The organism is Rossellomorea sp. DUT-2 (assembly GCF_052665285.1).
The window spans coordinates 50,010-70,822 of record NZ_JBQPEO010000007.1; the positions used below are offsets into that span (position 1 = coordinate 50,010).

Genomic DNA, 20,813 nt, shown 5'->3' on the forward strand with positions numbered 1-20,813 from the left:
GTGAATTCGATTGGTGTCTCCATTTGGATCGCCATTGTGGTACTCGCGATCAATCTTCTGATTGGCGTTACTTCAGGAAGAGTGTTTTCATTATCGTCGTTCAGAGGGAAGTCCATCGTGGAAGCACTTCTTATGTTGCCGCTTTTCCTACCCGTATTGGTGGTGGCGATCGGACTTCATATTACGTTCATTCGATATGGACTGGCTGATCACTGGACCGGCGTGGCTCTCGTTCACTTAGTACCCACCATTCCGTATAGTATCAAAATGTTCAAAACAGGCTATGAGAGGATCGGTACGAAATTAATCGAGCAATCAGCTATGCTTGGAGGCAGAGCATTTCAACGTTTTTACCATATTGAAATGCCCTTGCTTCTTCCAAGCATTCGGAGTGTTTTGTTCCTGACGATTGTCATCAGCCTGAGCCAATATGTGCTTACAGCGATTATAGGGGGAGGGAATGTCGTGACGCTCTCGATGGTCTATTATCCTTTTACCGATACGGCAGATGAAGCGGTGATGGCAGCCTTCTCCATCGTGTTCGCCTTCATTCCCATCTTGCTTTACATCATTCTGGAAGGGTGTTTGAAATTCTTACTCCCTTATCAACATCCAAGAGGGAGGAAGAACCTTTGAGTTCATTCATAGAAATTAATCAATTAACCAAATCATTTAAAGATAAAGAGATTTTAACCAACGTTACGTTCTCATTAAAAAAAGGGGAGATTCTTACATTGGTTGGAGCATCCGGGTCTGGTAAATCAACTTTCCTTCGCATTCTCTCCGGGTTAGAGTCTGCGACAGAAGGGAATACGTATATTGATGGGAACGATATCACCTCTTTAAAACCTCAAAAACGCCCGATTGGGATGGTCTTTCAACAGCCATTATTATTCCCTCATATGAATGTCCTTGAAAATGTCATGTACGGGTTAGAAATGAAGGTAAGAAATAAAAGGGAAAACAAGAAAAAAGCCATGAACTATATTGAAAGAGTCGGCCTGGGAGAAGTGATGCATCATTATCCTTCTGAGCTTTCCGGTGGTCAGCAGCAACGGGTTTCCCTGATTCGTTCTCTGGTTTTGAAGCCGAAGCTTTTGCTATTGGACGAACCTTTCAGCAGTCTGGATTTGCAGCTAAGGAAGGAATTGAGGCAATGGGTACGGCAGATTTTTAAAGAAGAAGAAACAACCGTCATATTCGTCACCCATGATCGTGATGAAGCATATGAACTTGGAGATCGGGTGGCTGTTTTACAGAGCGGCAGATTCTTGCAGATAGGAACACCGGAGGATATCTATTATCGTCCAAACACTCCATTTGTGGCATCTTTCATGAGTGACGGTCTCACCCTGAATCAGAAACAATATATTCACGCTTCCCGCATAAAGGTAAGCTGCGATGTCTCTGACTCTTCTTTGCCACGATGGAAAGGAACTGTGATCCAAAAGTTATTTGTAGCAGGTACCAATCTCTATGAAGTATGGGTGGATGAACTAAAGCAGAAGCTAAGTCTACCAATTGAACTAGAGGCTTTTACTGAAGACATCTGGCTTTATGCAGAGGAAGAGAGCATCCAAACGTTTCAGAAAGAGGAATAGGAGGGAAGAAGAATGAAGAGGAAGGAAATCGGTAAGATCCTGTTGTTCATTGCCATATTACTGCTCCTCATGTGGCTGAGTCGGAATTTTTTTTACGTAAAGCCTCATGACATCAGAGATTGGATCGTGTCTTATGGTATTTGGGCACCCATTGTTTTTATTATCGTCTATACGATTCGTCCGCTGATTCTCTTTCCAGCTTCCATCCTCTCATTAGCTGCAGGTCTTGCTTTCGGTGCATTTGAGGGCTTTATCTACATTCTGATCGGGGCCTTAGGTGGAGCAACGGTAGCCTATTATACTGCAAGCTTCCTTGGGGAAAAACTATTAAAAAGACCGTCTCCACGTATGATCAAGATCCGCGAGAAGATGGAGGAGAGCGGCTTTGTTTATGTATTACTATTACGGCTTGTGCCGTTTTTGAACTTCGATCTCATCAGTTACCTTGCCGGCATGGGGAAGGTGAGATACACCCCTTTCATCATTGCTACAGCCATCGGGATTTTACCTGGTACGTTTGGGTATGTATTTCTCGGATCAAGCTTGGTAGGGGAAGATCGAACGAATTTATATATTGCCATCGGCTTTTTCTTGATGATGATCATCTTGCCGTTAATCTTTAAGAAAAAAATGAAAGCATGGCTGGGATTATCGAGTAAAGAGGACAAGTAAAGGATGGGAAACACATGTTAGATACGCATGCCCGTAAGTGGGTGCAGCCAAGTATAGAGGGAACAGCACGTTTATTTTTGAAAAAGGGATTTTCAGCCAATCAGGTGACGTTGATTGCTTTTATAGTAGGTTCAGCTGCAGGTCTGGTCTATTATTTTGGATTCCCGATCTTAGCCGTCCTCTTATTATGGTTATCCGGCTTTTTGGACGCGGTGGATGGTACCATGGCCCGATTAACCAAACCATCTCCGTTTGGAACAGTCATGGATGTCACTTTTGATCGAATCGTCGAGATCAGTGTCATTCTGAGCGTTGCTTTCTTACACCCTGAGATTATGTGGGCGCTCCTTTTACTAAGCGTATCCATCATTATTTCCATGACCATTTTCCTGACAGTCGGAGCCGTATCAGAGAAACAGGGGATGAAATCCTTTTATTATCAAGCAGGACTTGCTGAAAGGACGGAAGGATTCATTCTGTTCAGCGTCATGATGCTATTTCCGTCCATCGTCCTGTTCACCACCCTACTTTTTTTTGCAGTGGAATTATACACGGGCTTACAGCGATTTTTAGAAGCGAAACGATTACTTTCATAAGGAGAGATTAAGATGGATCAATACGATTTAATTGTAATAGGCGGAGGGGCAGGTGGACTGACCGTCGCATCGGGAGCCGCGTCTCTTGGAGCAAAAGTGGCCCTCATCGAAAAAAGCGGACTTCTAGGTGGAGACTGCCTGCACTTTGGATGCGTTCCATCCAAGGCATTCATCCAATCGGCGAGAGAAGTGGCTATGATCCGGACAAGCAAAGATTACGGTTTCGAAACAAAGGGCTCCGTCGATATGAAAATGGTAAGGGACAGAGTCAAAGAAGCCATTGCCCACATTCAACAGCATGACGATCCCGATCGATTCCTGCAATTAGGGGTTGATATTTATTTCGGGGGAGCAGAGTTTCTTGACGCTCACACAATTTTAGTGGAAAAAGAGGACCGGATCTCCGGGAAAAGAATAGTCGTTGCAACAGGATCAAGTCCCCTCATTCCTGGAATTGAAGGCTTGGAAGATGTGGAATATCACACGAATGAAACGGTATTTGAAGTAGATGAACTGCCCCGTCGAGTCGTGTTTATCGGGGGAGGTCCGATTGGTTTAGAGCTGGCACAAGCATTCTCTCATTTGGGATCAGAAGCCGTTGTCCTGGAGAAGCACGATGAGATACTGGTGAAGGAAGATAAGGAAATCCGTGAAGCAGCAACAGGTATATTGGAGAAGGATATTCAGTTTGTGTATGGAGCGGACATTAAACGTGTTTCTGAGATGAACGGTGAGAAAGTGGTCCACTATGTGAGGGACGGTGTAGAACACACGGTGGAAGGCGATTTATTGTTCCTCTCTACCGGCAGAAAGCCTGGTACGGAATTTTTAAATCTATCTGCTGCCGGAGTGGGTGTGGACAGTCGGGGCTTCATCAAAGTGAATAATGAACTAAGAACGAACCATTCTCACATATTCGCCATTGGTGATGTCAATGGTCAATATCCATTCACCCACGGGGCAGGAATGGAAGGGAAGCTTGTTGTCCAAAATGCCGTATTCGGTTTGAAACGTAAAATTTCCTACAACAAACTGCCATGGACAACCTATACCACACCTGAGATCTTTCATATCGGGATAACCGAGGAAGAGGCTGTGGAACAAGGATTAGAGTACAAAGTCTATAAAAAAACATTAGACGAAGTCGATCGGTTCGTAGCAGATCACAAAACAGAGGGCCTCGTCAAAATCATCACAGACGGAAGCGGGAAGATCCTCGGGGCCCACGCTGTCGGTTCCGGCGCAGGAGATTGGATGCAACCCGTCGTGTTCGCCATGGAAAAAGGAAGCAAAATCGGCGCACTGTCCAATATGGTCTATCCTTACCCGAATCACGCTGCAGCCGTCCAGCAGGTAGCGGATCTGTATTGGAGAGAGAAGCTGTTTGATGGTGTGCTGCCTGTGATTAGTAAGAAGTTTGTTGAAATTTTCAGATGATGGATGTAGGAGGCGCGACTGCTGGGAGGCGGTTGCGTTTTTTTGGTGGATTAAAGTTATGGTGGTTTTTTAAGGGGGATGTGGAGTGTGTTCACAATTTGGCACAATAAATAACGAAAGTGGCACAACAAACGCCAAAAGTGGCACAAGTTTGTGAGAAAGTGGCACAAGTTTGAGCAAAAGTGGCACAACACAAAACAGCATAGCCTAAAAAACCCATTATATTTGGATTTATAAATGGTTTTTCATGCTGGTGTCGAATAGGATAAGATAAGAAAAAGAAGGAGTTGATAAATTGATCGCTAAAAACAGAGAAATCCCACGTAGAATCTTAATGAATGAAGCATTAATAGAGAGGCTTACGCCAATCCATTATCTCTTTCAGGTCATTAAATCAGATCTGGCAAAACGAAAGGCAGGTTATCGAGGAGAGTTGCAGTTAGATTACCATTTGCAGTTTATTTCTAAAGATAAGAATATAATGATCTTGAATGATCTCCGTTTAGAAATAGATGGCCGTTACTTTCAAATTGATACCCTCATCCTGACTTCAAATCTCGTCTTAGTTTTAGAAGTGAAGCACATATCTGGAACCTACACTTTAGATTCAAGGTTCGACCAGGCTATTCGTAAGCTGGAAGATAAAGAGGAAGCTTTCAGCCATCCTGTCACCCAGGTTGAGCGGCAGAAAAAGCTGTTGATTCGATGGTTCACAAAAATGAATGTCTCCTCAATACCAATCGCCACCCTTGTAGTCATGACAAATCGATCCACTGTGTTGAATACCACTTCACAACATGAAAAATATCCTAATGTTGTCAGGGGGGGAAATGTAGAAGAACGAATCCTCTCCCTTCTCACCTACCACCAAAAAGAATATCTTCCCATTAAACAAGTAAGAAAAGTATCCAACTTATTAGTGAAAAAGCATACACCTCTAATAGCTTTTCCTGATGAAATATATGGAATATTACCAGGGGAAATGATAACGGGGGTACAATGTCCAGAGTGTCGACACTTGCCTATGTTAAGAAAATACGGTCATTGGCATTGCCCAAAGTGCAGTGGTAAATCCAAAGACGCACATATTTCGGCACTACGGGACTATTCCTTGTTATTATCTCACCAAATTACAAACAAAAAGGCAAGAAAGTTCCTCCATCTGGAATCGAGAAAGACTGCACTAAACATACTCCGCTCCATGAACCTCCACTCAACAGGGGAAACGAACAATAAAACCTATCATTTCACCCACCATACCGCCTCACAAACCGCACATCAATCCAATTCTTCAACCGCCAAGCCCAGCCGCTGACCAATGAAAACGAACCGTACGTCAAAAAGCCTCGCTTATCTCCCACTGACATAATCGCAAGGTAGCGTTCCTGAGGCTCAAAGGGAATGATTTTTCCGTTTGCCGCTGCTCCGTTCAGGTTTTTCCACAGGACAGGTCCTTGGCGTACAGCTGTCACCCCATTTTTCGGAATATCCGGGAAGTCCTTTAAAGTCGCGCAATCCCCGGTTCCAAATACGTTGGGATATTCCACTGATTGAAGGTAGCTGTTCACCAGCAGAAAACCTTTTTCATCTGTCGGTAAAATACTGCTCCCGAATAGGGGAGGTGCTTTAGGTCCTCCTAAAAAAATCACTTCATCGTAGCCGATGCTTGTGCCGTCTTCTGCATATACGAGAGTCTCATCTACTTTTTCTGCGCGCCCCTGATGTAGCTCAACCCCTTTTGAAAGAGTAAGCCCTGTTATTTTTTTCGAAGAATGGGAACCGGCTTTTCCTAAGAGGGGGGAGGAATGAACAACCGTTACCAAATGATCCTTAAAGCCGTTGTCTACCTTCCATGCCTTCAATGACAATGCCATTTCAATACTCGCCGCCCCGCCTCCGATAAAGACGGTTTTCCTGCTGTTATGTAACTTCTCTATTTGCTCAGGGAAACGATAGTTTGGTTTGATTGGGAGATTGTGTTCGTGTAAGCCCTCGATTTTCAATGAGTCATTACGGGATCCAATGTCGAAGGAAACAAAGTCGTAAGTGAAGATATCCCCTTTGTCCGTTAGAAGATGCTGCTGATCAGGGTCGATCGATAGAACGGTTCTATCGACGAATTCACACTGAGCGTTCTCACACAATCTCTCTAAATCGATTCGCGTTTCTTCTAAAGAATAGATCCCTTCCGTATATCCGGAGAACATTCCTGAATAATATTGAAAACGTGAAGGGGAAATGAGGACCCACTTCACGTTATCATCCTGGTTTTTTATCCGTTTTTTTAAGCAATGCAGGTGACTGTGTCCGCCACCGACTAAGATGATTGTTTTCATAATGAATCTCCTTTATAGAGGACGTTGTTCCTCCCATTCTTCTCGAATCAAGCCCATACGGATGGAGTCGTAGTATACTCCATTGTAATAACGGCATTTTCGCATTCTTCCTTCGAGTTTCATCCCGATTTTTTCTGCGGCCTTCATCATCCGTTCATTCCCTGACCAGGTCGTGATGCCAACACGGCCGATTTCCTTTGTTTGAAATAAGTGGTCCACCCAGAGGGATAACGCTTCTGTTCCGTAGCCTCCGTTCCAATAAGAAGGGTCATAAATGACGATGCCGGCTTCAAGCCATCTGCTGGGTTCGTACTCCCAATAATATCCGATGGTTCCAATGATGGTTCCGTCTACTTCAATGATGCGCTGGAATTCATCGCTGCGACCTTTATTTTTTATGGATGATTCTATGTACTCTTCACGTGTTAAGCGTTTATGTTCAAAATAAGGGGCATCCCATTTTTTCCATTCAGGAGAAGGATCCCTATAAATATAGTCCCATAGAGTAGAAAGATCTCTTTCTTCTATTTTTCTAAGTGTTACACGCTGACCGGTTATTTTCAATTCATGAGCACTCCTTTAATATGTTAATATTTCCATTATACAGAAAATAGCGTTCTCATGAGGAAAGCTCGTTTAATCGAATAAAAAGAAAGGGTGCCAGATATGAACGAATCACTGTTGTAGGATGTGTCTCGATGGATTTGGTGGTCGCCTCGTCAAAACGGCCACTTGCGGCGGATGGTACTGGGGGAATAAGGAAAAGAAGGCCTCTACAAGAAAACAGAGGTCCGTCCCTACTGGTAGGGACGGACCTCCATATATCAGCTTGCTTTTATTTTAAAAGGGGTACTTTTTTTTTCTGTGTCAGTTTGTCCACAATCGACGTGATCGCACCATCTCCTGTTACGTTACACGCTGTACCAAAGCTATCTTGTGCAAGGTAAAGGGCAATCATAAGGGATGTCATCGTTGGTCCGAAGCCTAACATCGTTTCAAGTAATCCCAGGGCAGCCATGACAGCTCCACCCGGAACACCAGGTGCCGCAATCATCGTGATTCCAAGCATCAGAATGAATGGGAATAGCTGAGTGAACTGTAACGCTTCTCCTTGAATGAACATGACCGCCATGGCACAGCTAACAAGGGTAATCGTGCTACCTGATAGATGGATCGTTGCCAAAAGAGGTACAGAGAAATCTGCAATTCGTTCCCTGGAACCGATTTTCTTTGAGCGCTCAAGCGTTACGGGAATCGTAGACGCCGAAGATTGTGTCCCCAATGCCGTAAAGTAAGCTGGCAGCATGCTTTTCATCATAGAAAGCGGGTTTTGTTTTCTTAACGTTCCAGCCGTTGTATATTGTAAAATTAAAAAGACTACATGTAAAAGAATGATCATAACAAATACTTTAGCGAATACAGACATGATGGCACTGACTTGTCCACCTTGAGTCATGTTCGCGAAAATTCCAAGAATATGAACCGGTAAGAGCGGAATAATGATTTTTTCAATCACAAGTTCAATAATGTTTCTGAATTCATTCATGCCCTTTTGAAGAGCGTCTCCCTTAATGGCAGCCATTCCAAGACCAATGGTGAAGGCGATGAGTAAAGCCGTCATAACGCCCATGATAGGTGGCATTTCCACTATGAAGAACCCTTTGAGAAGTGCTTCTTCGGGATTTTCAAATGATTGAGACGTTTGATTTGCCAACAAAGTTGGGTAAATAGACTTCGCAACCGTAAAGGCGAGTAAGCCGGCTAACACCGTGGAACCATAGGCGAGAGCTGTGGTTAAACCGAGCAACTTCCCTGCTCCTTTACCCATGGATCCGATTCCTGGAGCAATAAAGCCAATAATGATTAATGGAATGGCGAATCCTAGGAAATTACCGAATAATCCATTAAATGTAGCGAAGATTTTAACGAACCACTCTGGTGCAAACGCTCCAATGACAATACCTAAAGCAATACCTAAGAGGATCTTAGGCAGTAAACCTAGCTTTCTCATCTTGGTGTCCTCCTTGAAAATACAAATGTTTTTGATAGAAAGAGTGTACACCTTATAGGAGGATATTTTAATAGCTTTTCAAATAGGCGAAATCTTAAGTGTATTCAGAATAATATTGTTGGCTCCCTGTCGCAGGACTAGTTTTCCTTTGCATACATATATAATGGGCTTTGACTTAAATGTCTTTCGAATCAAGACAAATGTGGTAATTTTTATTTTCCATAGGAATCATTCTTTCCCTTTCCGATGAAAGTGATAAAATAGAAACATCTATTGTGAATATTGGAGGTAACTCATACATGAAAACGAAGTTATGCTTACTGTACGGCGGTAAATCTGCTGAACATAATGTATCCCTGCAAACAGCCAAGGCCGTGATCGGAGCCCTGGACTTAAATAAATATGAAATTCACCCTATTTTCATCTCGACGGAAGGCAGTTGGATCAAAGGTCCACAACTGAATGCTCCCGTTGAAGATGTGAAAGCATTACAGTTTAAGGATGGGAAAGAAATTGCCCCTAATGCCTTAAGTACATCCATCACTGCTTCCGGGTCTGTTGGGTACGACATGATCTTCCCGTTGCTTCACGGACCAAATGGGGAAGACGGCACGGTTCAGGGAATGCTTGAACTGTTAAATCTTCCGTATGTAGGAAATGGCGTCCTTGCCTCATCTGCTGGAATGGATAAAGTCATCATGAAGAATTTATTTGCTCAAGCAGGCATTCCGCAAGTCCATTACACTTGGTTCATCCGCAGCACATGGAAAGGAAATCCTGAGTCCGCTTACAAACAAGTGGAAGAAGAGATTGGCTACCCTTGTTTTGTGAAACCGGCTAACTTAGGTTCATCAGTAGGAATCAGCAAATGTACGTCGCGTGAAGAACTGCAGGCGGCATTCGAGGAAGCGTTCCAGTTCGACCGTAAGATCATCATCGAAGAAGGTGTGAAAGCACGTGAAATCGAGCTCGGTGTATTAGGGAATGACCAGCCGGAATGCTCAGTTGCAGGTGAAATCGTACCTAAAAAAGACTTCTATGATTACAAAGCGAAATATGAAGACGGAGATACTGCCCTCATCATTCCTGCAGAAGTAGAGGGAAGCATCTACAATGAAATGAAAAATATCGCGATTCAATCGTATAAAGCCCTGGATTGTTCAGGACTTGTGCGTGCGGACTTCTTCTTAACAGAAGATGGTCAGATTTATATGAATGAAGTCAACACGATGCCCGGCTTCACACCATTCAGTATGTTCCCGCTTCTATGGAAGCACACAGGTGTAGACTATCCTACCCTGATCGGAAAATTAGTGGAGCTTGGCTTAGAGCGTTATCAAGACAAACAAACAATTAAACATACGATGTAACACTCGATATTTGGGACTGACCAGAGGATTCACCGTCTAAAGGCAGTCCCTGTTCTGTTTTTATTAAAAAGAGTAAAAGGAGAAAGCGAATGTTTGAGAAAAAAATGAAAGAAATATGCAACATTCTTGATGTGAAAAACGATCTTTCCAAGTTTGAGTCGGTGGTGGTAAAAGGCGTTTCCATCGATACGAGAAAGATTGAAGATGCTAATCTGTTCGTTCCTTTTAAAGGGGAAAACGTGGACGGTCATCGATTTGTTCGAGATGCCATTGAAAATGGTGCGTCTGCTGCTCTTTGGGATATCAATGTTCCTAATCCACCTGAAGATATTCCCGTCATTGTGGTGGAAGATCCGCTGCTGGCCCTTCAGTCATTGGCGAATCAATATCGCCATGAGCTGGATTTAAAGGTAGTTGGAATCACAGGCAGTAATGGAAAAACAACAACGAAAGATATTGTGGCAAACCTTTTGTCAGTGAAATATCGAGTTCATAAAACTCAAGGGAACTATAACAACCACATCGGTCTTCCATTAACAATCCTTTCCCTGCCTCAGGATTCAGAAGTGGCTGTACTTGAAATGGGAATGAGTGGATTCGGGGAAATTGAACTTCTATCAGAGATTTCTCAGCCCGACGCTGCCATCATCACCAACATTGGAGAATCACATCTTCAGGATCTGGGATCACGGGAAGGTATCGCCAAAGCCAAATTGGAGATTGTGAAGGGCCTGAAGTCTGATGGGTTATTTGCATACTACGGAGATGAACCGCTGTTACAGGATGGTGTTCAAACACTCAACCTGAAGCATGTGGAGACTTTCGGAAGAAGCGAATCCAACACGATTTATCCAACAAAAATCAATATGGATAATAAAGGGAGTCATTTTGAGACTTCTCTCGCTGAAGGAGAAACATTCTTTCTTCCCGTATTAGGGGTTCATAATATCCACAACGCTCTAGCCGGGATTCTCATTGCCCGTAAATTTGGTCTCAGTGTCGATGACATGAAAGAAGGCTTACAGTCGTTAAAGCTGACCCAAATGAGAATGGAAATGGTGGAAGGAAAGAAAGGCGAAAGCATCATTAACGATGCCTATAATGCCAGCCCTACCTCCATGAAAGCTGCGATTCAGCTTGTATCAGAGCTTGAGGGATTCCATACGAAAATCCTGGTGCTTGGTGATATGCTGGAGCTTGGCGACCAGCAAGAAGAATTTCATCAGGAGATTGGACAATTGATCAATCCGGAAAAAGTTCAGCATGTGTTTACATTTGGTCCTTTAGGAGGCTTTATAGGTAAGGGTGCACTTGAGAATTTCTCTCCTGATCGTGTTCACTCTTTTACAGACAAAGACAGCCTGACAAAAGAGCTGTCCTCCTTCATTACAGGGGAAGAGCTGGTTTTATTCAAGGCATCAAGGGGAATGAAGCTTGAAGAAGTCATCGATGGATTAAAGTCATAAATTTCTACAGACGTCCAAGTTTAAACCTTAACAGAAATGAACAAAATGAGCTTGTAGATGACGGGAGGTTGGCTCGCTCCCTACCTTTTAAAAGTAAGAGGGGATAACATGATCGGTTGTTTACTAATCCATGGATTCACTGGGAGCCCTTTTGAAGTAGAGCCTTTGGCAGATTTCCTTCAAGAGAGAACCGACTGGGAAATCGTTGTGCCGACTCTGCCTGGTCATGGTGAAACCCTTGAACTAAAAGGGGTTAAACATATTGAATGGATCGAGCATGCTGAGGATGAGCTCCAGGCTCTTATTGAGAAATGCGATGAGGTTTACGTAATCGGCTTCTCCATGGGTGGTTTGATTGCTTCGTATCTTTCGGTGAAATATGAAGTCAATAAGCTCGTGCTTTTAAGCGCAGCAGCTTATTATGTAAATGTGAAACAACTACTGAAAGATATTGGAAATATGATTAAAGAAGGAATTCAAGGAAATCTGATTGAAAACGAGCTCTACAACCGGTACAAATGGAAGGTGACCAAAACCCCAGTTCTGTCCACATACGAATTTAGAAAAGTCGTTCGTATTGCTCGTCCGCTCCTGAAAAAGGTTAATGTTCCAACCTTTATTGCCCAAGGAGAGATTGATGGAATAGTCCCCCCTAAAGCTGCAAAATATATATACGAGACTATTTCTTCCCAAGAAAAAAACCTTTTTTATTCCCCTAAAGCAAAACATTTGATTTGTCATAGTGAAGATAAGCAAGAACTTTTCGAAGAGATCCACCAATTCCTGCTAAATGAATAGATTGACTATTTGACATTAGATTGAAATTCATTTCTAGAAGTGGTAACATAGCTACAACATAGTTCTTAATTTGTTGGACGTGCTAGCTCTTCTATTTTGAAGAGTGTATTTTTTTGTACCAAACATAAAAACTAAACATCTCATATAGACGGTTTTAGATTAGATACCGAAGTCTTTCGGTGGGTAAGATTTCGTTCCGACCTAAAAATATAATCAGATAATGATTAGTTATAAAAGATGTAAATTAAAGGAGAATGTAACATTGACAAAGTTTGCAGATTTAAACTTAAGCGCATCTACGTTGAAATCAATTAAACGTATGGGCTTTGAAGAAGCGACACCAATTCAGGCGAGTACAATTCCAGTCGGTTTAGAAGGTAAGGATATTATCGGTCAGGCACAAACTGGAACAGGTAAAACAACAGCATTTGGAATTCCGATGATCGAGAAAATCGATGTGAAAAATCCAAACGTTCAAGCTCTTATCATTGCACCAACTCGTGAACTTGCCATCCAAGTTTCTGAAGAGTTATATCGTATCGGAGCTGACAAGCGTGCACGTGTGTTATCTGTCTACGGAGGACAGGACATCCAACGTCAAATCCGCGCGATGAAAAAGAACCCTCATATCATCGTTGGTACACCAGGTCGTCTTCTTGACCATATCAAACGTAAAACACTCAACCTTGAAAACGTTGAAACATTAGTGCTTGACGAAGCAGACGAAATGCTGAACATGGGCTTCATCGAAGACATCGAAAGCATTCTTGAGACGGTTCCAAGCACAAGACAAACACTTCTATTCTCTGCAACAATGCCGGATCCTATCCGACGCATTGCAAATCGCTTTATGACAGAGCCGGAAGTAATCAAAGTAAAGTCAAAAGAAGTAACGGTTTCGAACATCGAACAATTCTTCACTAAAGTAAGCGAAAAAGAAAAATTCGATACTCTTTCCCGTTTAATCGACGTTCAATCACCTGAACTTGCGATTGTATTCGGTCGTACAAAACGCAGAGTAGACGAATTAGCGCGTGCTCTTAGCATTCGCGGCTACCTGGCAGAAGGTATTCACGGAGATCTTTCTCAAGCTCGTCGTATGACGGTTCTTAAGAAGTTCAAAGAGGGACGCATCGATATCCTGATCGCAACAGACGTTGCCGCTCGTGGATTAGATATCTCCGGCGTAACGCATGTTTACAACTTTGATATTCCTCAAGATCCTGAAAGCTACGTTCACCGTATCGGACGTACAGGTCGTGCAGGTAAGAAAGGGATGTCCATCACTTTTGTAACACCAAGAGAAATGGGTTACCTGAAGATCGTTGAACAAACAACGAAGAAAAAAATGACGGCTCTTAAGCCACCTAGCTTAAACGAAGCTCTTGAAGGACAACAACGCTTAGCTCTTGAAAAATTAGCTGAAGCTGCTAAAGAAAGTGATCTTAAGGATTACTATCCATTAGCAGAAGAATTCCTTGGAGGCCACGATTCTGTTCAAGCAGTTGCAGCAGCAATCCGTGTCCTGACGAAAGAGCCGGATACAACACCAGTTGATATCACTGAAGAGCGTCCATTACCATCAAGAGGTGGTGGAAATCGCGGCGGTGGATACAAAGGTGGAGCACGCAGCGGTAAAGGCGGAAGCCGTGGTGGATCACCACGCAGCGGCGGTGGAAATCGCGGAGGCGGAAGCCGTGGCGGAGATCGCAACCGTACTGGCGGCGGCAGACCACAATCTTCAAGCAAACGTAAATCTTATAACAATTCTTGATTTTGATTGAGAATGGGAACACGATGACCTTTGGGTTGTCGTGTTTTTTTTGTTTGTGCTGGTTGGATTAGGAGGTGTGGGAAAGGAGCAAGGATCACGGTTTGTTTCCATTTTTTACAAAAAGACGCAATTATTGTGTGAAACGACGCAATAAACAGAAAAAAGACGCAATTAAGGTGAAAAAAGACGCAATTATTCAGATATCGACGCAATTAAACCCCAAAACGACGCAATTAGTGATAAACTGTGGATTTTTTAATGGAAAAGAAGGGTTTTTTAAGCCTGTGGCGAACTAGAGTAAGCAGAACCTTACAGGAGAGTGATCAATTGATCTGTAAAGAATTTAAAATCCCTATCAATATTGAAAATAGCCAAGCATTATTATGGCGCCTGCCTCTCAATCATCAAAAGACTCCCATCGTAGATAAAGATTTAAAGAAAAGAAAAGCAGGTTACAACGGTGAAGCAACCGTCTACTACCACCTCGGCTTCTTGAAAGACAAGAAATATAGAATCTTTTATGATGTGAGGCTTCCTCTATTCTCAAGCTTTTTCCAAATGGATTTCCTTATCCTCACTCCATTCTATATTTTAATTATCGAAGTAAAGAACATCTCAGGAATAGTCACCATTGATCCATTCTTAAGACAGCTTACCCGTACTTATAAAGGATTAACAGAAGGATTCTCTGACCCGGTTTCTCAGGTTCAAAGACAAAAATTATTACTGCAAAAATGGTTCAGTATTCACAAGCTGAAACACCCTCCCATCGAACACCTCGTTGTATTCAGCAACCCATCAACTATCTTAAATTTCACCAAAACCCCACCAGCTGACTCACCTTACAGAAACATTATTCATGCCCAAAATATAATAGACAATATCAAAGATTTAAATGAGTTATACGTAAAAGATGCCATGACTGATAAAGAAATAACCAAAATGAAGAAAACCATGTTAAAAAATCATGAAGAATCCGAGATAGACTTTATGGAGACATATTCTCTTACCCAAAGCGATATTGTGACTGGAGTCCGATGTGAAAAGTGCAATCACTTACCAATGATTAGAGTAAGTGGTGCGTGGTCCTGCGTTAAGTGTGGTAGTTCATCTAAATATGCCCATATAGAAGCGCTTCGGGATTATTTCTTACTAATAAGTGATCACATAACCAATCGCCAACTGAGGGGGTTTTTACATCTGAAATCACGAAACACCTCCTATAAGATATTGAAATCCCTTCAATTAGAGACACAAGGAGGAACAAAGGCTGTCATTTATTCAAAACCAACGAGATAAACCCCCCCATTCCGCACATACTAACCCCAAAAAGGAGTCCACCCCACATGACACTCGTAAAGTTAGGCTATGTTGCCATGAGCATGAACCTCCAGAATGCATCACCTTCTCAAACTATGACCTATAAGCAGTTTTCCGGGATCAAGGATCGTGAGGCCGCTATTCATAAACTCGAACGGATCGCAAAATCGAATCTTGAAAACTGCCTGCGGCTTTTAAAGCATAATGTTCTTAATGAGATTCATTTTTTCAGGTTCAGTTCAAAGTTGATCCCTCTTGCGAATCATCCTGAATTGAAAGGATGGGATTTCATATCTCCGTTAAAGGAGGAGCTCAGAGCGATTGAAGAGTACCTGAAGCTTCATCCCATGAGGGTGGATTTTCACCCTGATCATTTTGTCTTGCTCAATTCCAGTGATGTGGATGTGTTAAAAAATACGCTGAAGACGTTAAGAATGCATGAGGCATTATTAAAAGGCATGGGAATCGATCCGACTCACCGCTGTGTACTCCATGTAGGTGGTGCATATGAAGACAAAGAAAAGGCACTTGAGCAATTCATACACAATTGGGGTCTGACTCCCGTTTCTCTTCAACAAATGATCATTCTCGAAAATGATGATACGGTATTCAGTGCAGCTGATGCCCTTTATCTATGTGAAAAGCTCGGGATCCCCCTTGTATTTGACTACCATCATCATCTTGCTTATAACGAAAGGGACTGGTTGTTGGATTGGGAGAGGATCGTTGGAACGTGGATCCAGTCATCGTTACCTGTGAAGATGCATATTTCAAGCCCTCGATCCCAGGAAGATTACAAAGCCCATGCCGATTTCATCACCCCTAAGATGTTTCTTAATTTTCTTCAAGGGATAAAGGGAACGGTGGATGAAATTGATTGTATGATTGAAGCGAAGAAAAAGGATGACGCATTGTTCCGATTAGTGGAGGACCTGCAGGGGATTGAGGGGATTGAGTGGGTGGATAAAAGTTCGTTTAGGATAAAATAGGCAAATCTCCCAAAGCTTTCTCCTTAATCTGAAACCATCTCTGTTCCAAATCGTAAATATACTGTAAGATTTAGTAAAAGAGAGAAGTGAGGGGATAGGTATGATCGGAGAGCCGCAAAAACGGATTTCACCAAAGGCTTTAAAGGTGTGGAAGATATATGGTGTGTTTGAAACGTTGATCGTTGCAGCTGTAGCCGCAGGAGCGATTACTTTAACTGTTATGTTTGAGTGGCCACAATGGATCATTGCAGCAGCAGTGGCCGTGTTGCTTCTATTTACATATTTGTTTGTTTTCTTTATTCCAACGATCAAATGGAAGAGATGGCGTTATGAGGTGAGGGAGCAGGAGATTGAGCTTCAAAGAGGAATTTTTATCGTGAAGCGCACATTGGTACCGATGGTGAGGGTCCAGCATGTTGATACGGTTCAGGGGCCAATTCTAAAAAAGTATAGGTTGGCAACCATTACGATCTCGACGGCAGCCACGGTTCATGAGATACCGGCATTGGATGTGGAGGAGGCAGATGAATTGAGAAACTCCATTTCACAACTTGCGAGGGTGGCGGAAGATGATGTCTGAGCACAAGAGACTTCATCCTATTTCAGCCGTAGCGAATTTTGTTAAGCAGTTAAAGGACTTGGTCGTTCCCTTTGTCTTTTTATTTGTATTGAATAACCAGGGAGAGAAGACAGGATTTTGGGATTATATGCCTCTTATATCCATGGCGGCAGTTCTTGTGTTCGTTCTGGTCACAGGGATTGTGAAGTGGCTTCGGTTTACATATCGAGTGGAAGAAGGGGAGCTGCGGATCGAGTACGGACTATTCGTTAAAAAGAAGAGGTATATCCCCATTGACCGGATTCAGAGTTTGAATTTTTCTGAGGGCATTCTGCACCGTCCTTTTGGGTTGGTTAAGGTCAAGGTCGAAACGGCAGGGTCTTCGAATCCCCGGGAATCAGAAGCAGAATTGACCGCTATTTTAAAAGAAGAAGCAATAGAGTTGGAGGAAATGATTTATCGGGAGAAAAAGGGTAACATCGTAACCGACGATCTGTCAGGCGAAAATACGGGGACTCTGAAAGATGAAGCCCCCTTTTTCAAGCTCTCCTCGAGAGACATTTGGGTTCTTGCTACGACTTCAGGCGGGGTCGGGGTCATTATTTCCGGGGTGTTTGTTTTCTTGTCCCAATTTAATGAGTTCATTCCGTACGAAGCTGTGTACGATGAGCTGGCTGTTTTTGTGAAGAGCGGAGTGTTTGTCGTTTCGGTGATGGCCTTTTTGGGCTTGCTTGTTGCCTGGCTATTATCGATTGCCTGGACATTTATTATTTATGGTGATTTCAGAATAAAAATTGTGGATGATCACATTGTCATGACAAGAGGGCTCCTGGAGAAGAAGCAGGTAACGGTTCCCTTGAATCGTGTTCAAGGAATCCGGGTAGTGGAAAATCCAATCAGGCAGTTATTGGGGTATTGCACCATCCACATTGAAAATGCAGGTGGATCTGTTTTAGAGAAAGACAGTACAAGTATAAAATTATTCCCGATAGTAAAAAAGAAACGAATTCAGGGATTATTAAATGACTTATTTCCGGATTATGTCATTCACGATGACTTTAAGAGACTTCCGGGACGATCCTTAAGAAGATATGTGTTCAGACAGGCAGTCTGGGTGGTGGTCCCGACGGCGGCTGTTTGTTTTATGTACTGGCCATATGGTCTTTGGGCCGGCTTGTTGATGATTCCTTTCGGGATTCTCGGATACTACCAATATCGTGCCGGGGGCTGGAAGATTGTTGATGGACAATTATCATTACAGTATAGGGGCGTATTGAAAAATACGATGCATATAAAGAAAAGTCGCATTCAATCTCTGGACACCCATGAAAGCTGGTTTCAAACGAGAAAAGACTTGGGCAGTCTCAGAACGACGATAAAATCTGGAGAGACTGGGTATGCCAGTCCGATCCGGGATCTTGAAAAGAAGGACCTCCGAACCATTGCTTCTTGGTTTTCTCATAGTATGTAAACGATAAAAGTGACCCGCGATTCGTTAGCGGGTCACTTTTGTTTCTTATTTATTACTTGAAATCCACCCGATCACAAAGCCGCCGATTAGTCCGAAGATATGGGCCGTTATGTTGATTCCTGATTGCATGAAGGTCATGACTACACCAATGACGACGATCGGTAGGATGATTTGCCGGCTTTCTCTCGTGATGAAATGATTTTTTAAAATAATCATGGCGATGTAAAAGCCGAATAACCCGAAAATCGCTCCTGATGCTCCCACATGACTATACGTAAGGGGCTTGATAATATACGTAATGATATTGGCAAACACGCCGCTTGCTAAATATAGACCGATAAACTTCGCTTTTCCCAGATGCTTTTCCAATGGGGGGCCAAACAGGACAAGGGAAAACGAATTGAACAGCAGATGAGCGAATCCCAAATGTACAAAGATAGGGGTGACGAGTCTCCACCATTCTCCTTCGCTAATAAATAAATTCACACCGGCCAGCTGCTCGTACACCCACAGTTGTGGAAAAATAGGAAGTGCACTGACAAGGTATAGGGCGATATGAATGAATACAATCAGGGAAATAATGGGGTAGAACCGTAAAAATTGTGAAAAACTTTCAGTCCGGACAAACATATTGTATCCTCCTAAGTAGGTTGTTTCTTTTTATAGCATTACTAAATCATTTATTTAAAAAAAACGCAGTCAATACTATAGTATAAGAAAACGTCGGAAATCACGAGTATAGTTCATTATACAATTATGCAAGACAGGACAAGAGTAGAAGGGGAATCGCATATGATAAAAGGAATAGGATTGGACATCGTTGAAACAGGGCGCATTCAGAGGATGATTGAACGGCAGCCGAAGTTCGTTAAGAGAATTTTAACAGCTAAGGAGGAGGATGCTTTCTCTACATTAAACGAGCAGCGCAAGATTGAGTTCGCAGCAGGACGATTTGCAGCCAAAGAAGCTTTTGCCAAGGCGAATGGAACGGGCATCGGAACAGCACTCTCCTTTCAGGATATTGAAATCAGTAAGGATCCGAACGGAAAGCCTTATTTTTCAAAGCCGGATGGGGCGAATGCTCATCTATCCATCACTCACAGCCGGGAATTTGCGGCTGCACAGGTGATCATCGAAGAGTAAAATTATTTCAAGCTTGTCATCTTCACTAGCATAATCCTTCAGGTTGTCTCATATATTCAGTAGTGCAATAAGAGAGACAAGGCCAGGTGTTTAACAATCGCGGTTCTTTGGCGAATGGCAATTGGACTAAGGAACGGGGCTTTCTATAAGGATCGTCCATTCTTAGACGGCTGGCTTTCCCCTCTCTCAATTACGTTTATCCTGGGACAAAAGGGGTTGAAAAAATGAAGAAAAAGCTAGTGATACTAGTGATGGCCATGTTAGCGGTGCTTATGCTGGCTGCTTGTGGAGAGCAATCGAAAGAAGATGTAACCAAGGATCTTAAGGCTAAAGTAGAGGATATGAAGGGGTACAAAGCAGATGCAAAAATGACCCTGCAGGTGGGCGACGAGCCTCAAACCTATGATGTGGAAGTGTGGCATAATGACCCTAATTATTATCGAGTGGCATTAAAGAACGCTGCGAAAGATCAGAGTCAAATGATCTTACGTAATGATGAGGGAGTATTTGTCCTTACGCCGGCACTGAACAAAAGCTTCCGATTCCAAAGCAACTGGCCTGAAAATAGCAGTCAGGCGTACTTGTATGAATCGCTTGTTCAAGATGTGTTAGAGGATAAAGAGGCTACATTCAAAGAAACAAAGGATCACTACATCTTTAACACGAAGACACGCTATCAAAACAGTCAGATGCTTCCGACTCAAGAGATTGCCTTTAACAAGAAAGACCTTACGCCGTCATCGGTCAATGTATTGGATTCTGATAAAAATCCACTTGTAAAAGTAGAGTTCTCCAAGATGGATATGAAAGCCGGATTCGATAAAAAAGACTTCGACATGAAGAAAAACATGACAGGTGCCCAACTTGAAGTACCGGTTACGGCAAATGTAGAGGACACAGAATTCACTGTTCTTTACCCAATGTCTGAAATCACCGGCACCGAATTAATTGAAGAAAAAGAAGTCGCCACCGATACGGGTAAACGCGTAATCTTAACGTACGATGGTGAAAAATCCTTCACTATCGTACAAGAAAAAACAACGGTCGTTCCAACGATGACGGTTTCTACTTCTCTTAAAGGTGAATTAGTGGACTTAGGATTCACAGTAGCGGCCATGACAGAGCAATCAATCAGATGGACCAATAACGGAGTGGACTATATGCTTGCCTCCAATGACCTGACTCCTTCTGAGATGGTGATGGTAGCTCAATCCGTACAAGGTTCGATGGTGAAATAAAATAACTGAACGGGGCGGGCCTATCAGGTTCG

At 42.9% G+C, this 20,813-nt stretch carries 20 protein-coding genes; 16 read left to right on the plus strand and 4 right to left on the minus strand.

The window, feature by feature from the left end:
• The 6 genes from ACOSV2_RS20795 to ACOSV2_RS20820 all read left to right on the plus strand — a co-directional run bounded on the left by ACOSV2_RS20795 (position 1) and on the right by ACOSV2_RS20820 (position 5,621).
• Positions 1-636 carry an ABC transporter permease gene (locus ACOSV2_RS20795; protein WP_428976721.1) on the plus strand — a complete coding sequence of 212 codons (636 nt, stop codon included), beginning with the start codon at positions 1-3 and terminating at the stop codon, positions 634-636.
• Positions 633-1,601, plus strand: coding sequence for an ABC transporter ATP-binding protein (locus tag ACOSV2_RS20800; protein ID WP_428976722.1), 969 nt, complete (start codon positions 633-635; stop codon positions 1,599-1,601). The genes ACOSV2_RS20795 and ACOSV2_RS20800 overlap by 4 nt, the downstream gene beginning before the upstream one ends.
• Before the next feature lie 12 nt (positions 1,602-1,613).
• Positions 1,614-2,273, plus strand: a complete 660-nt coding sequence (locus ACOSV2_RS20805; RefSeq protein ID WP_428976723.1) for a TVP38/TMEM64 family protein — start codon at positions 1,614-1,616, stop codon at positions 2,271-2,273.
• A 14-nt stretch (positions 2,274-2,287) separates the two neighbouring features.
• Positions 2,288-2,869 (plus strand): CDP-alcohol phosphatidyltransferase family protein, encoded by a 582-nt coding sequence (locus ACOSV2_RS20810; protein ID WP_428976724.1) that lies wholly within the window; start codon positions 2,288-2,290, stop codon positions 2,867-2,869.
• A 12-nt stretch (positions 2,870-2,881) separates the two neighbouring features.
• Positions 2,882-4,306, plus strand: a complete 1,425-nt coding sequence (locus ACOSV2_RS20815) for a dihydrolipoyl dehydrogenase family protein (RefSeq protein WP_428976725.1) — start codon at positions 2,882-2,884, stop codon at positions 4,304-4,306.
• A gap of 295 nt (positions 4,307-4,601) precedes the next feature.
• The gene (locus ACOSV2_RS20820; RefSeq protein WP_428976726.1) at positions 4,602-5,621 is read left to right on the plus strand and encodes a nuclease-related domain-containing protein; all 1,020 of its coding nucleotides are present in this window, start codon (positions 4,602-4,604) and stop codon (positions 5,619-5,621) included.
• On the opposite strand, the gene ACOSV2_RS20825 is transcribed toward ACOSV2_RS20820, so the two are convergent.
• The 3 genes from ACOSV2_RS20825 to ACOSV2_RS20835 form a co-directional block, all read right to left on the minus strand.
• Positions 5,554-6,642 carry an NAD(P)/FAD-dependent oxidoreductase gene (locus tag ACOSV2_RS20825; RefSeq protein ID WP_428976727.1) on the minus strand — a complete coding sequence of 363 codons (1,089 nt, stop codon included), beginning with the start codon at positions 6,640-6,642 and terminating at the stop codon, positions 5,554-5,556. The genes ACOSV2_RS20820 and ACOSV2_RS20825 overlap by 68 nt on opposite strands.
• A gap of 12 nt (positions 6,643-6,654) precedes the next feature.
• Positions 6,655-7,206: a GNAT family N-acetyltransferase gene (locus tag ACOSV2_RS20830; RefSeq protein WP_428976728.1), complete on the minus strand. Its 552-nt coding sequence runs from the start codon at positions 7,204-7,206 to the stop codon at positions 6,655-6,657.
• A gap of 271 nt (positions 7,207-7,477) precedes the next feature.
• On the minus strand, positions 7,478-8,653 hold the full coding sequence (locus ACOSV2_RS20835) for a dicarboxylate/amino acid:cation symporter (protein WP_428976729.1): 1,176 nt from the start codon (positions 8,651-8,653) through the stop codon (positions 7,478-7,480).
• A gap of 299 nt (positions 8,654-8,952) precedes the next feature.
• Between ACOSV2_RS20835 and ACOSV2_RS20840 the strand changes: the two genes are divergently transcribed.
• The 8 genes from ACOSV2_RS20840 to ACOSV2_RS20875 all read left to right on the plus strand — a co-directional run bounded on the left by ACOSV2_RS20840 (position 8,953) and on the right by ACOSV2_RS20875 (position 18,400).
• Positions 8,953-10,023, plus strand: a complete 1,071-nt coding sequence (locus ACOSV2_RS20840) for a D-alanine--D-alanine ligase (protein WP_428976730.1) — start codon at positions 8,953-8,955, stop codon at positions 10,021-10,023.
• An 89-nt stretch (positions 10,024-10,112) separates the two neighbouring features.
• Positions 10,113-11,489 (plus strand): UDP-N-acetylmuramoyl-tripeptide--D-alanyl-D-alanine ligase, encoded by a 1,377-nt coding sequence (locus ACOSV2_RS20845; protein ID WP_428976731.1) that lies wholly within the window; start codon positions 10,113-10,115, stop codon positions 11,487-11,489.
• A gap of 108 nt (positions 11,490-11,597) precedes the next feature.
• Entirely contained in the window at positions 11,598-12,287 is a 690-nt protein-coding gene (locus tag ACOSV2_RS20850; RefSeq protein ID WP_397554392.1) for an alpha/beta hydrolase, read from the plus strand.
• A gap of 262 nt (positions 12,288-12,549) precedes the next feature.
• Complete coding sequence (locus ACOSV2_RS20855; RefSeq protein WP_258549676.1) at positions 12,550-14,061, plus strand: DEAD/DEAH box helicase; 1,512 nt, start codon at positions 12,550-12,552, stop codon at positions 14,059-14,061.
• Between the two features lie 327 nt (positions 14,062-14,388).
• On the plus strand, positions 14,389-15,360 hold the full coding sequence (locus tag ACOSV2_RS20860; protein WP_428976732.1) for a nuclease-related domain-containing protein: 972 nt from the start codon (positions 14,389-14,391) through the stop codon (positions 15,358-15,360).
• 47 nt (positions 15,361-15,407) lie between these two features.
• Positions 15,408-16,370 carry a UV DNA damage repair endonuclease UvsE gene (gene uvsE / locus ACOSV2_RS20865; RefSeq protein WP_428976733.1) on the plus strand — a complete coding sequence of 321 codons (963 nt, stop codon included), beginning with the start codon at positions 15,408-15,410 and terminating at the stop codon, positions 16,368-16,370.
• Between the two features lie 100 nt (positions 16,371-16,470).
• Positions 16,471-16,950, plus strand: coding sequence for a PH domain-containing protein (locus ACOSV2_RS20870; RefSeq protein WP_428976734.1), 480 nt, complete (start codon positions 16,471-16,473; stop codon positions 16,948-16,950).
• Positions 16,940-18,400, plus strand: coding sequence for a PH domain-containing protein (locus tag ACOSV2_RS20875; protein ID WP_428976735.1), 1,461 nt, complete (start codon positions 16,940-16,942; stop codon positions 18,398-18,400). The genes ACOSV2_RS20870 and ACOSV2_RS20875 overlap by 11 nt, the downstream gene beginning before the upstream one ends.
• A gap of 45 nt (positions 18,401-18,445) precedes the next feature.
• Here the strand turns inward: ACOSV2_RS20875 and ACOSV2_RS20880 are convergent, their stop codons facing one another.
• The gene (locus tag ACOSV2_RS20880; RefSeq protein ID WP_428976736.1) at positions 18,446-19,030 is read right to left on the minus strand and encodes a rhomboid family intramembrane serine protease; all 585 of its coding nucleotides are present in this window, start codon (positions 19,028-19,030) and stop codon (positions 18,446-18,448) included.
• Positions 19,031-19,192: 162 nt separating this feature from the next.
• Here ACOSV2_RS20880 and acpS point away from each other — a divergent pair, with 162 nt between their 5' ends.
• Positions 19,193-19,543 (plus strand): holo-ACP synthase, encoded by a 351-nt coding sequence (gene acpS, locus ACOSV2_RS20885; protein ID WP_428976737.1) that lies wholly within the window; start codon positions 19,193-19,195, stop codon positions 19,541-19,543.
• A gap of 224 nt (positions 19,544-19,767) precedes the next feature.
• A complete protein-coding gene (locus ACOSV2_RS20890; RefSeq protein ID WP_428976738.1) occupies positions 19,768-20,781 on the plus strand; it encodes a LolA family protein in 1,014 nt (337 codons plus the stop codon).
• Positions 20,782-20,813: the final 32 nt, after the last annotated feature.

Coding starts and splice junctions, on each gene's coding strand:
- ACOSV2_RS20805 (WP_428976723.1), top strand. CDS start 1,614: ATGAAGAGGAAGGAAATCGGTAAGATCCTGTTGTTCATTGCCATATTA.
- ACOSV2_RS20810 (WP_428976724.1), top strand. CDS start 2,288: ATGTTAGATACGCATGCCCGTAAGTGGGTGCAGCCAAGTATAGAGGGA.
- ACOSV2_RS20815 (WP_428976725.1), top strand. CDS start 2,882: ATGGATCAATACGATTTAATTGTAATAGGCGGAGGGGCAGGTGGACTG.
- ACOSV2_RS20825 (WP_428976727.1), bottom strand. CDS start 6,642: ATGAAAACAATCATCTTAGTCGGTGGCGGACACAGTCACCTGCATTGC.
- ACOSV2_RS20835 (WP_428976729.1), bottom strand. CDS start 8,653: ATGAGAAAGCTAGGTTTACTGCCTAAGATCCTCTTAGGTATTGCTTTA.
- ACOSV2_RS20840 (WP_428976730.1), top strand. CDS start 8,953: ATGAAAACGAAGTTATGCTTACTGTACGGCGGTAAATCTGCTGAACAT.
- ACOSV2_RS20845 (WP_428976731.1), top strand. CDS start 10,113: ATGTTTGAGAAAAAAATGAAAGAAATATGCAACATTCTTGATGTGAAA.
- ACOSV2_RS20850 (WP_397554392.1), top strand. CDS start 11,598: ATGATCGGTTGTTTACTAATCCATGGATTCACTGGGAGCCCTTTTGAA.
- uvsE (WP_428976733.1), top strand. CDS start 15,408: ATGACACTCGTAAAGTTAGGCTATGTTGCCATGAGCATGAACCTCCAG.
- ACOSV2_RS20870 (WP_428976734.1), top strand. CDS start 16,471: ATGATCGGAGAGCCGCAAAAACGGATTTCACCAAAGGCTTTAAAGGTG.
- ACOSV2_RS20875 (WP_428976735.1), top strand. CDS start 16,940: ATGATGTCTGAGCACAAGAGACTTCATCCTATTTCAGCCGTAGCGAAT.
- ACOSV2_RS20880 (WP_428976736.1), bottom strand. CDS start 19,030: ATGTTTGTCCGGACTGAAAGTTTTTCACAATTTTTACGGTTCTACCCC.
- acpS (WP_428976737.1), top strand. CDS start 19,193: ATGATAAAAGGAATAGGATTGGACATCGTTGAAACAGGGCGCATTCAG.
- ACOSV2_RS20890 (WP_428976738.1), top strand. CDS start 19,768: ATGAAGAAAAAGCTAGTGATACTAGTGATGGCCATGTTAGCGGTGCTT.